The following is a 15,586-nucleotide window of genomic DNA, read 5'->3' as shown; positions in this document are numbered from 1 at the left end:
CTCTTGTAAGAGGAGGTGAATAGCCGTGATTCCGCGTTATTTAGTTGATGTTGATCTTAATGAATTACCGCAGGTACATACGGAGGTTATGGTGATCGGCGCTGGAATCGCCGGTCTTTTTACGGCATTAAAAGCCAGCGAGCAGTATAAAGTGCTGATGGTGACGAAGAAGTCGCTGCTGGACAGCAACACCCGGTACGCCCAAGGCGGCATTGCCGCGGTCATTTCGGACGAGGACTCGCCCGATTACCATCGGCAGGATACGCTTATAGCCGGAGCGGGATTATGTCTGCCGGCGGCCGTCGACGTATTGGTGCACGAAGGTCCGGCCGGCGTCAACGATTTGATCCGGATGGGAACCCAATTCGATTTGGAGAACGGCGTATTTGCATTGACCAAGGAAGGGGCTCACAGCCAGCGGCGAATTTTGCATGCGCATGGGGATGCGACCGGAGCGGAGATTGTTCGGGCTTTGTCGGAGAAAACGAAGCAAAACCCGAACATTGAAGTTTGGGATGATCATTTTGTTATTGATCTGATTACGGAGGACGGGGAATGCGCGGGTGCGCTAATCCAAAAGCCGGACGGGCAGAAGGTGATTGTGAAAGCAAACGCCACCATATTGTGCACGGGCGGCGCAGGCCAGTTGTACCGCTACACGACAAATCCGGACATCGCGACAGCGGACGGCATTGCGATCGCTTACCGGGCGGGCGCCCTGATTCAGGACGTGGAATTCGTCCAATTCCATCCGACCGCGCTATGTTATCCGGGTGCGCCGCGATTTCTTGTATCCGAGGCGGTGCGCGGGGAAGGCGCGATTTTGCGCAATATCAAGGGCGAGCGGTTCATGGAGAGGTATCACCATCAGCTCGAGCTGGCGCCGCGCGATATTGTGGCCCGGGCGATCGTCGACGAAATGGAGCAGACGAAGTCTACGTTCGTCTATCTTGACTTTACGCATGAATCGGAAGAAACGGTGAAGCACCGGTTTCCTACGATCTATGAATTTTGTTTGAGCTACGGGCTCGACCTGTCCTCCGACTGGATTCCGGTCGCCCCTGCCGCCCATTACATGATGGGCGGGGTGAAGACGGATCTGTACGGGGAGACGGAAGTACGCCGGTTGTTTGCGTGCGGGGAAGTATCGTCGACAGGCGTGCATGGGGCGAACCGTCTGGCCAGCAATTCCTTGTCGGAGGCGATCGTATTCGGCCGACGCATCATCGAGCGCATTCAACAGCTGCCGCCGATGGAGCGGCTTCATTTTAAAGTGGAGCACCGGCATAAAACCGAGCCTGCCAGGCAGCCGATTGTCGAGAAGAAGCTGAAGCTGCAAAAAATAATGCTGCGCTACGTCGGACTGAAACGCACGGCGAAAGGCTTGCAGAAAGGCTATGACGAGCTGAGCCGGCAGCTGCCGATCTTCGAAGCGTCATTGACGAAGCGGGAGGATTACGAGTTTGCGAACCTGCTCACCTGCGCGCTGCTGACGACACAGGCCGCGTTGATTAGGGAAGAAAGCCGCGGGGGACACTATCGGGAGGACTTCCCGGAAAGCCGCGATATATGGAAGAAACATACCGTTTTCAGCCGGGAGCTGGGCATTACGGAGGGACATTTTGATGTATGAGCTGCAGATGGATATAGTAAATAAGAGCCTTCGAACGTGGCTGGAGGAAGATATCGGCATGGGGGATATCACGACCATGACGACTATTCCGAAGGATAACCGCTCCGTCGGAATTATTCATGTGAAGGATCAAGGAATCATCGCGGGTATTTCTATCGCCGAGGCGGTTTTCGCGCTAGTCGATCCGCAGCTGAAATTTGTCGCCAAGGTGCGGGAAGGACAGGCAGTCAGCAAGGGTACAATCCTTGCGGAGGTGTCGGGCGGCACGCGCAGCATTCTGCTCGGGGAGCGGCTGGCCTTGAATCTGATGCAGCGGATGTCCGGAATCGCCACCCGGACCAGGCAGTACGTCGATGCGCTGCAAGGCCTGCCGGTCCGTCTGGTCGATACGCGCAAAACGACGCCGGGACACCGGCTGCTGGAGAAGTACGCGGTCCGCGTCGGAGGCGGGCATAATCACAGGTTCGGCCTGTATGACGCCGTCATGATCAAGGACAACCATATCAAGGGCTCGGGCGGCATTGTGCAGGCGATTCAGGCGGCGCGCGCGCAAATACCGCATTCAATGAAGATCGAGGTCGAAGTCGAAACGATGGAGCAGCTGGAGTTGGCGCTGTCGGCACAGCCCGATATCATCATGCTGGACAATATGACGCCTGCGCAGATGCGCGAGGCGGTCGAGCGCATGAAATCGCAAGCGCCGCATATTGTGGTAGAAGCGTCCGGCTCCGTTACTTTGGAGACGATACATGAAATCGCGCAAACCGGCGTCGATGTCATTTCCGTCGGCCGGCTTACCTATTCCGTTCAGGCACTTGATATCAGTCTCGATCTGAACGAACAAAAGGGGGGACAGCCGTGATTCTAGTCGTAGATGTGGGCAATACCAATATCGTATTAGGCATCTACAACGACAAGCAGCTGCTGCATCATTGGCGGTTAAGCACGAATCGCTCGGCTACGGCCGATGAATACGGGATGACCATTTACAACTTGTTTCGGCATGCCGGCCTGTCGATGGATCAGGTCGAAGGCGTCATTATTTCCTCGGTAGTGCCTCCTTTAATGTTTGTATTGGAGCAATTATGTTTAAAATATTTGAAGAAGGCGCCTTTGGTCGTAGGTCCAGGGATGAAAACGGGCTTGAACATCCGGTATGAGAACCCGCGCGAAGTCGGTGCGGACAGGATCGTCAATGCCGTGGCGGCTATCGAGCAGTACGGTTCGCCTTGCATTATTGTCGATTTCGGCACGGCAACTACCTTTGACTACATAGATGAAGCGGGACAATATCTCGGAGGGGCGATTGCTCCCGGCATCGCCATATCTACAGAGGCGTTATATCAGCGTGCGGCCAAGCTGCCGCGCATCGAGCTGACGAAGCCGAAAAGCGTGATCGGCCGCAATCCCGTATCCTCCATGCAAGCGGGGATAATTTACGGCTATGCGGGACAGGTGGACGGCATTGTCAACCGTATCTGCGATGAGTTCGGCGTTAAGCCGAAGGTCGTTGCGACCGGCGGTTTGGCGGAGCTGATCGCGAACGAATCGCGGACGATTCAATGTGTGAACCAACTGCTGACCTTGCAAGGGCTGCAAATCATTTACGAACGAAATCAATAGGGCGGGCACGACTTGTCCAATAACAGCTGAAGATGAAAGGGTACACCGATGCGTGATTATTTAATTAGAGCGACCGCCATGGAAGGCAAGGTAAGAGCTTTTGCCGTCCGGGCTACCGGTATTGTGGATGAACTCAGCAGGCGTCATGGAACGACGCCTACAGCGACCGCCGCGCTGGGGAGAACCGTTGCGGCAGGCCTAATGATGGGCGCCATGCTGAAGGGAGAAGAAAAGCTTACACTCCTTGTAAAGGGAGGCGGTCCGATCGGCCAGATCGTCGTAGATGCCAACGCCAGCGGAGAGGTGCGGGGATATGTCGACAACCCGCAGGTCGATTTGCCGTTGAACGAGGCAGGCAAACTGGATGTCGCGGGCGCCGTCGGTACGGAAGGCTTTTTGAATATTATTAAGGATTTGGGGCTAAAGGAGCCGTACCGCGGCAGCATTCCGATTATTTCCGGTGAGTTGGCCGAAGATTTTACGTATTATTTTGCCAAATCCGAGCAAACTCCTTCCGCCGTTGCCTTGGGCGTGCTGGTCGGTGTCGATTATTCCGTAACGGCAGCGGGAGGCTTTATTATCCAGCTGCTGCCTGGCCTAACGGACGATGAAATTTCGTTAATCGAGCTTCAGCTGTCGCGGGTCGGGCCGATTACAGCGATGCTGGAGCAAGGGCTTGAGCTGGAAACTATTTTACATAGGTTGGTGCCTGACGTCCAGGTACTGGGAGAGTCGGATGTGGTATTCAAGTGCAAATGCTCCAGGGAGCGGGTGGAACAGACGCTAATCTCTCTGGGACGCGTGGAAATCGAGCAACTGATGGAAGAAGACGGGAAGGCGGAAGTGGTGTGCCATTTTTGCAATGAAACGTTCCTGTTCGATAAAGAGGATCTGACTGCTATATTGCAGCAATTGTAATCCGGATATTAGGAAATCAATATGGGAAGCGCGAGAGTGACCATACGAGGGGATCAGGAATGCGAAACGTTAAAGTATTGTGGGGAGTCAATGCGGTTTTGCTGTTTGCTGTTATCATCCTTTCCTTCGTATTGTTTGCCGATACCTTTACCGAACCCAATATCGACATGAAGCCGGGCCAAACGAACCAGAGTCAATCAGCACGTATTGTCGCAACAATCGGAGAGAAAACTATAACCAGCATGGATTTGGAGCAGCAGCTGCTGCAAAGGCATGGCCGGGAATTGTTGAATCAAATGGTGGATCATGAAGTTATTCGAATGGAAGGAAAAGCACTAGGCATCAATGTGGATGAAGGCGAAGTTCAAAAGGAACTCAAACGTATGCAGCAGGGCTACGATAGTGAAGATCAGTTTTATGAATCCATGAAAGATCAGCTTGGGTTGACGAAAGACGCTTTACGAGCAGATGTATTCGACAAGCTGCTGCTGGAAAAGCTGGCGATTCAACATATCGCAATTTCCAACGAGCAGGTTGATGCCTACATAAAGTCGCATCCCGAGGAATTTAAGACGTCCCGGCAGCTTCGCCTTCAACAGATCGTCGTCGGAAACAAGGAACAGGCGAACAAAGTCGCTGCCGATCTTGCGAAAGGCATCGATTTCGCGCAGGTGGCCAAGGAACGCTCGCTCGATGATACGACACGCAACAATGGGGGAGATCTGGGTTGGGTGGACGAAGACGACCCGTTCGTTGCCGCGCCGTTGCTGAAGGCCGCTTCACAGCTGAAGCCCGGCGAGGTCAGCAAGCCGATTGAGCTGAATAACCAATTGTATGTGATTAGGCTTAAAGACCGTAAGGAAGATCCCCAGGTCGCCAAGGACCAGATCATAGAAGCGGTCCGTAAGGAAATGGCTTTGCGCGAAGCGCCGCCTTTAAAGGAAGTTATTAAAGCAATCCGTGAAAAATGGGACGTTCGTATCACTTATTAAGGTAAATTCATATTGACAAGCCCCATAGGGGTTGATAAGATAATAAGTATATAAAACCCAGCAGCTTACTCGGATATTATGGATAACATGATTAGGAGGAACTCATTATGGCCAAATTAGTTCAAAGCGTCACCGATTTGATCGGCGGTACACCCCTGGTGAAGTTGAATCGCGTTGTACCGGAAGGCAGTGCAGAAATCTATGTCAAGTTGGAGTATCAAAATCCGGGTGCAAGCGTTAAGGACCGCATCGCGATCAGCATGATTGAAGAAGCCGAAAAAGAGGGCAAAATCAAGCCGGGCGATACTATTCTGGAACCTACCAGCGGCAACACCGGTATCGGTCTGGCTTTGGTCGCTGCAGCAAAAGGCTACAAGGCAATTCTGGTTATGCCAGAAACGATGAGTATCGAGCGCCGCAACCTGCTTCGCGCTTATGGTGCGCAATTGGTATTGACGCCGGGAGCCGAAGGCATGAAGGGCGCCATTAAACGCGCCGAGGAAATTCAGGCCGAGAATCCTTCTTACTTTATTCCGCAGCAATTTAAAAACCAGGCAAACGTTAAAATTCACCGTGAAACAACCGGTCCGGAGATCGTTGAAGCGATTAACTCTCATGACGGCAAGCTGGATGCTTTCATTTCCGGCATCGGTACTGGCGGTACGATTACAGGAGCAGGCAGCGTGTTGAAGGAGAACTTCCCTGACATCAAGATTTATGCTGTTGAACCGAGCGCATCGCCTGTGTTGTCCGGAGGCAAGCCGGGCCCTCATAAGATTCAAGGTATCGGCGCAGGCTTCGTTCCCGATATTTTGAACACGAATATTTACGATGCGGTGATTCAAGTAGATAACGAGGATGCGTTCGAAACTTCCCGCCGCGTAGCGAAGGAAGAGGGGATTCTTGGAGGTATTTCGTCCGGTGCTGCCATTTTTGCCGCATTGAAAGTCGCCAAGGAGCTGGGAGCGGGCAAACGGGTAGTTGCCATCGTGCCAAGCAACGGCGAAAGATATCTCAGCACACCTTTGTACCAATTCGAAGATTAATGCACTCAATCCCGGCCCCTCAAATTGCGGAGGGGCTTTTTTTCATGGGCATTTTCAAGTATACTAAGTCCAAACTTATTGTGAACGTCGCAGAAAAAGAAGGGGGCAGCGCAGTGACTTTAATTTCTTATGAGCAGTGGCGGCAATGGTCACGGCAGTATACGATGCTTCCCTATGTTCTGTGGTATCCGTTGGAGTCGGACCGGCTCGTTTCGTGGGAGCTTGCCTGGAAGGAAGCTGTTCCCGGCGCCTTTGTGCTTGAAAGCGGTAAAGGCGGCAAATATACGTTCCTTGGCTTGGAGCCGTTGTCGGAAATTCACGGCAAAGGCCGGCGGGCTGTCATTCGAGACATGGCGGCCGGGCCTGATGATGCCGTTGAAATGGAGGGGGCGCCGCTCGAGCTCGTACGGAAGTGGATGGAGCCGTATCGCGCTCCTACCGTGGACGGGCTGCCCAAATTTGTCGGCGGCTGCGTCGGGTTCTGGGGCTACGACGTCGTCCGTACGATCGAACGGCTTCCCGACAAGGCGGCGGACGATGTATCCGTTCCCGATTATGCGTTTGTCCGCTTGGACAAGCTCTGGGTTATCGATCACGAGGAGCGCCGGCTTTATTGCGCGGTGCATACGCCGGTTGCCTGTACGGCCGGCGGGCGCGAACAGCTGCGTGACCAGAGCGATCCGCTGGAGCTGGAAATGGAGCTGGAGCATCGCTACAAGCGGGCTCAGGCTGCGGCGGAGCAGATGAAACGGCAGTGGGACCGGATAGCGGAGGTGAACGCCAGGGCTCCTATGATCGAGCGCCGGGAACGGATGCTCCAATGTACGTCCGCGGATTTACTGCAGGTTGACGTTGATGCGATTGAAGGCATTCAGGCGGATTTTCCGAAAGAGGCGTATATCGAAGCGGTCAAACGGATACAAACGTACATCGGTGCCGGTGACGTTTTTCAGGTGAATTTGTCGGTTCGGCAGCATAAGCGGCTGCAGCAGTCGTCCGACGCGATCTACGAGTGGCTCCGCCTTGTCAACCCTTCGCCTTATATGGGCATGCTCCGGTTTGCCGATTTTCAGCTCGTTTCCGGTTCGCCGGAGCTGCTGGTTCAGCTGGAGAACGGCATCGTCCGCGCGCGGCCGATTGCCGGCACGCGTCCCCGCGGAGCTACCGCGGAGGAAGACCGTCGGCTCGCCGAGGAGCTGATCCAGCACGAGAAAGAGCGCGCCGAGCACATTATGCTCCTTGATCTGGAGCGCAACGATTTGGGGCGGGTGTCGACATACGGGACGGTGCGGGTTAAAGACTTTATGGTCATTGAGTATTACTCCCATGTCATGCATATCGTATCGCAGGTCGAAGGCCTGCTGGCCAACGGCAAACAAGCGTTCGATATTATCGCGGCGGCATTCCCAGGAGGGACGATCACCGGCGCTCCCAAAATCCGTACGATGGAAATTATTGAAGAGCTGGAGCCGGTGAGGCGCGGTCCTTACACCGGATCGATCGGCTGGATTGACTATAATGGCAATATGGAATTTAATATTATTATCCGCACCTTGTTAGTAGCGGATGGTATAGGGTATGTCCAGGCGGGAGCGGGCATCGTTACCGACTCCATTCCGGAGAAGGAATATACCGAATCGATCAACAAGGCGAAAGCAATGTGGAAGGCAATTCAATATAGCGAGCAATTTCATGAGTTATTTCGCAAGATCGAGTCCTGAAATGAGATTCATGAGGAAAAATTAGTTTAAGGGAGGCCACTGCGCATGATTCTCGTGATTGATAACTACGATTCGTTTACGTATAATTTGGTGCAATATTTGGGTGAATTGGGCGAGCAGGTGGAGGTTCGCCGCAACGATGAAATCGATTTGGACGGAATTGAAGCATTAAAGCCCGATCATATTCTGATTTCCCCCGGGCCGTGCACTCCGAACGAAGCGGGGATCAGCCTGTCGCTGATTGAGCGGTTCAAAGGGCAGATTCCGATACTCGGCGTATGTCTCGGCCACCAGTCGATCGGACAAGCGTTCGGAGGCGAAGTGGTACGGGCGGAACGGCTGATGCACGGAAAAACATCGCCGATTGCTCACGACGGGCGGACACTGTTCAAAGGCTTGCCATCGCCGTTTACCGCGACACGTTACCACTCCTTGATCGTCAAGCGCGAAACGCTGCCGGATTGCCTGGAAATCAGTGCGGAAACGGCAGAGGGAGAAATTATGGGACTTCGCCATAAGGAATATCCGATTGAAGGCGTACAATTTCATCCGGAATCGATCATTACCGACCACGGATTGCAAATTTTGCGCAATTTCTTGAATGAAACGGCTGTGAAGCCGGCGTGAACATATATGTGAACGGCACTGTGATAAATGAAGAGAAGGCCGTGGTCTCCGTATACGACCACGGTTTTCTTTATGGGATCGGTCTGTTCGAGACATTTCGCACCTACGGCGGCATCCCCTTTTTGCTTGAAGCGCATATGGACCGTTTGGCGTCCGGGTGCAGGCAGCTCGGTATAGCCTACGAGCCGTCGGCGGAAGCTTGGAAGCGGATCGTGACGGAGCTGCTGAGCGTCAATGGTCTGGACGACGCGTACATCCGATTCACGGTAACGGCCGGCACGGATGCGCTCGGTTTGCCGGGCGGAGCTTATGCCGAGCCTTCCGTCATTGTGTACATCAAGCCGCTGCCTGCGCGCAGCGACAAGCTGTATCGGGACGGGAAGCCGCTGCAGCTGCTTCGGCTCGCACGGAATACGCCGGAAGGCGAAGGGAGACTGAAGTCGCTTCATTATATGAACAACCTATTAGCCAAGCGCGAGCTGCAGCAATATGCCTGGGCAGCGGCCTCGGCGGCGGAAGGATTATTTGTCGATGCGAGAGGCTTTTTGGCGGAGGGCATCGTCAGCAGCCTGTTTTTTATGAAAGACGGGCGGCTGCATACGCCTGCTCTGGAAACGGGCATATTACCGGGTATTACCCGCGCCTTCGTGATGCAGTTGGGCGACCAGGCCGGCATGAGGCCCACGGAGGGCTTGTACACCTGGCATGATTTGCTCGATGCGGATGAAGTATGTCTGACGAATTCGATTCAAGAAATCGTTCCGGTCACCTCATTGTTCGACTCCAGCGGACAGGAAACGAGAGTTGGCGGCGGCAGTGCAGGAACGCTGACCGCCGCGCTGATGCTTCAATATGAGCAGAACACCGGTTCAATCGGTAAATGAAAGGTGATCGTATGAACAAGCTATCGAATGGAATTATTCAATGCCGCGAGCTTTCGTTGGATGTGGGCAATCGAACGGCAATCATGGGAATTTTGAATGTGACTCCCGATTCGTTTTCGGATGGAGGCCGTTATCAAGAGCTGCCTGCGGCCGTAGAGCGGGCCAGACGAATGGTGGAGGAAGGGGCCGATATGATCGATATCGGAGGCGAATCGACCCGGCCGGGCTCTGAGACCGTTACGCTCGAGCGGGAACTGGAGCGGGTCATTCCCGTCGTTCGGGCTTTGCGCGAAGCGGGAATCCGGGTGCCGCTGTCCATCGATACCTATAAAGCGGAGGTAGCCCGGCAGGCGCTGGAAGCGGGGGCCCATATTTTGAATGACATATGGGGACTGAAGAAGGACGACGCCATGGCGCGGACTGCTGCGAGGTACGGCTGTCCGATTATACTGATGCATAATCGGGTAAAGGCCGTATATGATCATTTCATCCACGACGTCATCCAGGACTTGCTGGAAAGCGTCCGCCTCGCTCACGAAGCGGGCATTCGGGACGAGCAGATCATTCTGGACCCGGGGATCGGCTTCGCCAAATCGTACGAGCAAAATTTACAGCTCATGAACGAATTGCACCGAATCGTTGACATCGGTTATCCGGTGCTGTTAGGTACCTCGCGGAAAAGTATGATTCAGAAGACGTTGAACCTCCCGCCCGGCGACGTGCTGGAAGGGACGGCGGCAACGGTAACGATGGGCATTACGCAGGGCTGCCGGATTATGCGCGTGCACGATGTGGCGGCTATCAAACGAACGGCGGCGATGACCGACGCCATTGTGGCTCGGCGCTTTCCTTCATAAATAATTGATTAGGGGGTTGTCAGGATGGATAAAATTGTGATGAGCGGCATGCAGTTCTATGGCTATCACGGGGTATTCCCCGAGGAAAACAAGCTGGGGCAGCGATACCATGTCGATGTGGAGCTTCATTTGCCATTGGACAAGCCCGGACAAAGCGACAGCATTGACGATACGATTAATTATGCCGAAGCTTACGAGATTATTAAACAGATCGTGGAAGGGCAAGTGTTTAAACTGATCGAAGCTTTGGCGGAACATATTGCATCTCGGCTTCTGCAAACTTATACTAGTATAAATGAAATTACCGTACGCGTCTTGAAGCCCCACCCTCCCGTGGCGATGGTTTTTAATGGCGTAACGGTTGAAATCCATAGAAAGCGGGCATAAACTTCATGGGCTTGTCGCCGCGAATTGATGCATATATAGGACTGGGCTCCAATATAGGAGACCGGGAGCGTTATTTAGCCGAGGCCATCCGGCAGCTGGAGAGTCACGAGCATGTCCGAATCTCGGGTCGCTCAGCCATTTACGAAACCGACCCGATCGGTTTGACCGATCAAGCACCGTTTCTGAATATGGCGCTGGAGCTGGAGACAACGCTTCGCGCTGAAGGGCTGCTGGCTGTGATGCAGCAAATCGAACAAAACCTCGGCCGCACCCGGGAAGTTAGATGGGGACCGAGAACGATAGACTTGGATTTGCTGCTGTATGGCGACGTGGCGCAGGATGACCCGCAGCTTATACTGCCACATCCGAGAATGATGGAAAGAGCGTTCGTGCTCGTTCCTTTAGTGGAAGTTATGCAAAAACGCCGCTTTCAGCAAGCTGCCGAATTGGCGGCACACCTGGAAACCATTGACGGAAAGGAAGGCGTCACACCATGGAAAAAAATATAATTGCACAGCGCATCCGCGCTTTCCGCAAATTAAAGGGCTTTACCCAAACCGAATTGGCCGACCAGCTCGATGTGTCGATTGCGATACTAGGCGCGATTGAAAGAGGAACCCGCAAGCCGGACACGAAAATAATTCGTAAAATTTCCGAAGTGCTCGGTATCGATCCTGAAGAATTGCTGCCTGTTGCCAAATAGTCATGGGAAGGAGTGATGACAATGTTGAAAATCGGTAATGTTGAAGCGCCCAACAAAGTGGTGCTCGCGCCAATGGCCGGCGTCTGCAACCCCGCCTTTCGTCTAATTGCCAAAGAGTTCGGCACAGGGCTTGTATGCGCTGAAATGGTGAGCGATAAAGCGATTGTGCACGGCAACCACCGAACGATGGAAATGCTGTATGTCGATGACCGCGAGAAGCCGTTAAGCCTGCAAATTTTTGGCGGCGATACCGAGACGCTTGTGGAAGCTGCGAAATATGTCGATCAGAACACGAATGCGGATATTATCGATATTAATATGGGCTGCCCGGTGCCGAAAATTACGAAATGCGACGCGGGCGCAAGATGGCTGCTGGACCCTTCGAAAATAGAACAAATGATCACGACGGTCGTCAAGTCGGTAAGTAAGCCCGTTACCGTTAAAATGCGCATCGGCTGGGACGAGGACCATATTTACGCCGTGCAAAATGCAAAAGCCGTTGAAAATGGCGGAGGGTCCGCAGTGTCCGTGCACGGCCGTACGCGTGTCCAAATGTATACCGGCCATGCCAATTGGGATATTATTAAAGAGGTTAAAGAAGCGGTTTCCATTCCCGTTATCGGCAACGGCGATGTTCTGACACCCGAGGATGCGAAGCGGATGCTCGATCAGACGGGCGTCGATGGCGTCATGATCGGCCGCGCGGCGTTGGGCAACCCGTGGATGCTGTACCGTACGGTTCAATATTTGGCGAAGGGCGAGCTGCCGCCGGAACCGTCGGGGCAGGAGAAAATCCGTATCGCTCTGCTGCATATGGACCGCTTGGTTTCGTTGAAAGGCGAGCACGTCGCCGTTAAGGAGATGCGGAAGCATCTCGCATGGTATTTGAAAGGATTGACCGGCTCGGCCCGTGTAAAGGATATCATTATGGAGCAGACCAAACGCGACGCGATGGCGCAGGTGCTTGAAGATTTCGCCTCCACACTGGAAGGGAACGCGCCTGCCGCTGCGGCAGGAGAGACGACTCTGGTCCATTGATATTTGGGCGGGGCAAGCATTTGGCTTAGATTGACATTTGTATAGGGTTGCAATATAATCAGTCAATAGTCATTTCAAAGATGGATCAGTCATCAGGTTTTTGTTCGTTAATATATTAATTATTAGTGAATTCATACTCGATGTAATCCGCTCGAAATATGAAAATCTTTCACATGACAGGAGATCGTTGTAATGAGTGAAAAAGAAGTCATCCTGACTCAGGAAGGTTTAAAAAAACTTGAGGAAGAATTGGAACATCTCAAAAGTGTTAAACGCCGTGAAGTTGCGGAAAGAATTAAAGTAGCGATCGGCTATGGCGATATTAGCGAGAACTCCGAGTATGAGGATGCGAAGAACGAGCAGGCATTTATTGAAGGCCGTGTGATCACGCTTGAGAAATTGCTGCGCAACGCCCGGATCATTAATAATGAAGATGTTAATACAGATACCGTTAGCGTAGGCTCAATCGTAACCTTGAAGGATCTTGAGTTTGGTGAAATCGTTGAATATAACATTGTTGGTACCGCGGAATCGGACCCATTTCAAAATAAAATTTCGAACGAAAGTCCTGTAGGTAAAGCGATTTTAGGCAAAGTAAAGGGCGCTGTTGTGGACGTTAGCGTACCTGCGGGCGTCATTCAGTACGAAATTATTGATATCAAGAAGTAATGGGGTATCCGTTTATTTTCCAAAGACGACCGGCAAAAGCTTCCTCTGGAAGCTTTTTTATAATGATAGATAGCATACGTTTTCAGCGGAGCTGAGAGCCATTGAATAGGAGTTGAATTCATGACAGTCGAACAACAGGAACTAAACGAACTGCTGCGGATCCGGCGCAGCAAGCTGGACGAGCTTCGCAATTTGGGGATCGATCCGTTCGGGCATAAGTTCGAACTTACCCATCATGCTGGCGAGCTTCTTCAAGCATACGATCAGCTGAGCAAGGAAGAACTGGATGCCAACGTCATCGAGGTAAATGTGGCCGGACGCATTATGCAGAAGCGAGGTATGGGTAAGGCGGGCTTCGCTCATATTCAGGACATTTCGGGAAAAATCCAAATTTATGTGAGAGAAGACGCGGTAGGCTCGACTAAATATCAAGCGTTTGACCTGTTGGATATCGGCGATATTATCGGCATTCAAGGCACTATGTTCAAAACCAAAACAGGCGAGCTTTCGGTAAAGGCTCACAATGTCGAGGTGCTGTCCAAATCGCTTTTGCCGCTGCCGGAAAAATACCATGGCTTAAAAGACGTGGAGCTTCGTTATCGCCAACGGTACGTCGACCTGATCATGAATCAGGAAGTACAGGCTGCCTTTATTCAGCGCTCGAAAATTATTCAGTCGATGCGTCGTTATCTCGACGCCCGCGGTTATTTGGAGGTGGAAACGCCTACTTTGCATTCGATAGCGGGAGGAGCGACGGCCCGTCCTTTCATTACGCATCATAACGCACTGGATATGCAGTTATACATGCGGATCGCAATTGAGCTTCATCTGAAGCGGCTTATTGTAGGCGGTATGGAAAAAGTGTATGAAATCGGTCGCGTCTACCGGAATGAAGGTGTTTCGACCCGTCACAATCCGGAGTTTACAATGATCGAGCTGTATGAGGCTTACGCCGATTATAAGGATATCATGAGGCTGACCGAAGAAATGATCGCCCACATCGCTCAGGAAGTTCTGGGCACGACCAAGGTAAACTACCAGGGACATGAGGTGGATTTGTCGCCGCAATGGAGACGCGTCTCGATGGTGGATGCGATCAAGGAAGTGACCGGCGTTGATTTCAGTCGGCACATGACCGACGAAGAAGCGCATCAATTGGCGAAAGAGCATAAGGTGCCGGTAGAGCCTATGATGACATTCGGCCATATCGTCAACCAGTTCTTTGAAACCTTCGTTGAAGAAACGTTGATTCAGCCGACATTTGTATTTGGGCACCCGGTGGCTATTTCGCCTTTGGCCAAAAAGAACGAGTCGGACCCCCGGTTTACGGACCGGTTCGAGCTGTTTATCGTTGCGCGCGAGCATGCGAATGCTTTCACCGAGCTGAACGACCCGATCGACCAGCGGGAGCGGTTCGAAGCGCAGCTGGTTGAGCGCGAGCAGGGTAATGATGAAGCGCATGAAATGGATGAGGATTTCATTCGCGCATTGGAATACGGTATGCCGCCTACCGGGGGTCTGGGCATTGGGATAGACCGTCTGGTAATGCTGTTAACCGATTCGCCTTCGATTCGCGATGTACTGTTATTTCCGCTAATGCGGGAGCGCCAAGGCGAATAAAATTTAGACATAGTAGATATGATAAAGCGTATCTTTCTTTTGAAGGATGCGCTTTTTTGATCGTTGAAAGTATAAGCGCTTTGCTTTCCACGATAACCTTGACAACAGGGATTGCGCAGCAGGTTATCCTGCGGAGGGACGGAAATACCCTTTGACCGATTGCTTAATATTGTTAAAGGAAAAACGTTCTATTGCTTTTTGCGTGCCGTTTTGGTATATTATTTTTTGTCGCTTTTGCGGCACGGCCGGTTTGGCCGTACATCGGAATTGCAGTCGTCTAAAAATATTTCTTGCAATTCGATAGGTAAACGTGGTATATTATAAAAGTCGCCGCTAAACAAGGTGAGGCGATTAAGATGGCGTGAAAAACCAGCAATAATGCGGCTTGGACGCAATAATTGCCCTTTGAAAACTGAACAACGAGTGAGTGTTAAAAATGAGAATGCAAATTCTCGCTAGCATTACTTTTGAGCTTAAGACAAGCTTTTTTACATCCCCTCAGTAATGTGGGGCCCCCGAAAAGTAATCGGAATTCTCTACGGAGGTTCGCTTCACTTTTTGGGGTATCGTGGAGAGTTTGATCCTGGCTCAGGACGAACGCTGGCGGCGTGCCTAATACATGCAAGTCGAGCGGACTGTTCCTTCGGGAACAGTTAGCGGCGGACGGGTGAGTAACACGTAGGCAACCTGCCTGTAAGACCGGGATAACTATCGGAAACGATAGCTAAGAGCGGATAGCTGGATGGAACGCATGTTCCGTTCATGAAACACGGAGCAATCTGTGGCTTACAGATGGGCCTGCGGCGCATTAGCTAGTTGGTGGGGTAACGGCTCACCAAGGCGACGATGCGTAGCCGACCTGAGAGGG

At 52.4% G+C, this 15,586-nt stretch carries 16 protein-coding genes and 1 rRNA gene; all 17 read left to right on the top strand.

Features of this window, described 5'->3' with window-relative positions:
- Positions 1 to 25 precede the first annotated feature (25 nt).
- A complete protein-coding gene (gene nadB, locus E1757_RS32065; RefSeq protein ID WP_133235962.1) occupies positions 26 to 1,633 on the top strand; it encodes an L-aspartate oxidase in 1,608 nt (535 codons plus the stop codon).
- Positions 1,626 to 2,495, top strand: coding sequence for a carboxylating nicotinate-nucleotide diphosphorylase (gene nadC / locus E1757_RS32060; RefSeq protein WP_133235960.1), 870 nt, complete (start codon positions 1,626 to 1,628; stop codon positions 2,493 to 2,495). Before nadB ends, nadC begins: the two co-directional genes overlap by 8 nt.
- Positions 2,492 to 3,256 carry a type III pantothenate kinase gene (locus tag E1757_RS32055; RefSeq protein ID WP_133235958.1) on the top strand — a complete coding sequence of 255 codons (765 nt, stop codon included), beginning with the start codon at positions 2,492 to 2,494 and terminating at the stop codon, positions 3,254 to 3,256. The genes nadC and E1757_RS32055 overlap by 4 nt, the downstream gene beginning before the upstream one ends.
- Before the next feature lie 48 nt (positions 3,257 to 3,304).
- Positions 3,305 to 4,174 carry an Hsp33 family molecular chaperone HslO gene (gene hslO / locus E1757_RS32050; RefSeq protein ID WP_133235956.1) on the top strand — a complete coding sequence of 290 codons (870 nt, stop codon included), beginning with the start codon at positions 3,305 to 3,307 and terminating at the stop codon, positions 4,172 to 4,174.
- Positions 4,175 to 4,233: 59 nt separating this feature from the next.
- On the top strand, positions 4,234 to 5,166 hold the full coding sequence (locus tag E1757_RS32045) for a peptidyl-prolyl cis-trans isomerase (protein ID WP_133235954.1): 933 nt from the start codon (positions 4,234 to 4,236) through the stop codon (positions 5,164 to 5,166).
- A 107-nt stretch (positions 5,167 to 5,273) separates the two neighbouring features.
- Positions 5,274 to 6,212 (top strand): cysteine synthase A, encoded by a 939-nt coding sequence (gene cysK / locus E1757_RS32040; protein WP_133235951.1) that lies wholly within the window; start codon positions 5,274 to 5,276, stop codon positions 6,210 to 6,212.
- A 113-nt stretch (positions 6,213 to 6,325) separates the two neighbouring features.
- Entirely contained in the window at positions 6,326 to 7,933 is a 1,608-nt protein-coding gene (locus E1757_RS32035) for an anthranilate synthase component I family protein (protein WP_133235949.1), read from the top strand.
- Between the two features lie 45 nt (positions 7,934 to 7,978).
- Entirely contained in the window at positions 7,979 to 8,560 is a 582-nt protein-coding gene (gene pabA / locus E1757_RS32030) for an aminodeoxychorismate/anthranilate synthase component II (RefSeq protein WP_133235947.1), read from the top strand.
- Positions 8,557 to 9,444: an aminodeoxychorismate lyase gene (gene pabC, locus E1757_RS32025; protein WP_133235945.1), complete on the top strand. Its 888-nt coding sequence runs from the start codon at positions 8,557 to 8,559 to the stop codon at positions 9,442 to 9,444. Before pabA ends, pabC begins: the two co-directional genes overlap by 4 nt.
- A gap of 11 nt (positions 9,445 to 9,455) precedes the next feature.
- Positions 9,456 to 10,301 carry a dihydropteroate synthase gene (folP, locus tag E1757_RS32020; protein ID WP_133235943.1) on the top strand — a complete coding sequence of 282 codons (846 nt, stop codon included), beginning with the start codon at positions 9,456 to 9,458 and terminating at the stop codon, positions 10,299 to 10,301.
- 24 nt (positions 10,302 to 10,325) lie between these two features.
- Positions 10,326 to 10,688 carry a dihydroneopterin aldolase gene (folB, locus tag E1757_RS32015; protein WP_133235941.1) on the top strand — a complete coding sequence of 121 codons (363 nt, stop codon included), beginning with the start codon at positions 10,326 to 10,328 and terminating at the stop codon, positions 10,686 to 10,688.
- A 5-nt stretch (positions 10,689 to 10,693) separates the two neighbouring features.
- Positions 10,694 to 11,197: a 2-amino-4-hydroxy-6-hydroxymethyldihydropteridine diphosphokinase gene (gene folK, locus E1757_RS32010; RefSeq protein WP_133235939.1), complete on the top strand. Its 504-nt coding sequence runs from the start codon at positions 10,694 to 10,696 to the stop codon at positions 11,195 to 11,197.
- Positions 11,182 to 11,391 (top strand): helix-turn-helix domain-containing protein, encoded by a 210-nt coding sequence (locus tag E1757_RS32005; RefSeq protein ID WP_133235937.1) that lies wholly within the window; start codon positions 11,182 to 11,184, stop codon positions 11,389 to 11,391. The genes folK and E1757_RS32005 overlap by 16 nt, the downstream gene beginning before the upstream one ends.
- Before the next feature lie 21 nt (positions 11,392 to 11,412).
- The gene (dusB, locus tag E1757_RS32000; RefSeq protein ID WP_133235935.1) at positions 11,413 to 12,429 is read left to right on the top strand and encodes a tRNA dihydrouridine synthase DusB; all 1,017 of its coding nucleotides are present in this window, start codon (positions 11,413 to 11,415) and stop codon (positions 12,427 to 12,429) included.
- A gap of 192 nt (positions 12,430 to 12,621) precedes the next feature.
- On the top strand, positions 12,622 to 13,098 hold the full coding sequence (gene greA / locus E1757_RS31995; protein ID WP_133235933.1) for a transcription elongation factor GreA: 477 nt from the start codon (positions 12,622 to 12,624) through the stop codon (positions 13,096 to 13,098).
- A 120-nt stretch (positions 13,099 to 13,218) separates the two neighbouring features.
- Positions 13,219 to 14,718, top strand: coding sequence for a lysine--tRNA ligase (gene lysS, locus E1757_RS31990; RefSeq protein WP_133235931.1), 1,500 nt, complete (start codon positions 13,219 to 13,221; stop codon positions 14,716 to 14,718).
- A gap of 565 nt (positions 14,719 to 15,283) precedes the next feature.
- A 16S ribosomal RNA gene (locus E1757_RS31985) occupies positions 15,284 to 15,586 on the top strand; the annotation flags it as partial.

The sequence above is a fragment of the Paenibacillus piri genome, assembly GCF_004354045.1.
In the GTDB taxonomy this organism is placed as follows: Bacteria; Bacillota; Bacilli; order Paenibacillales; family NBRC-103111; genus Paenibacillus_S; species Paenibacillus_S piri.
The sequence above is the reverse complement of the archived record's forward strand: the minus strand, read 5'-3'. Positions and strand labels throughout refer to the sequence as shown.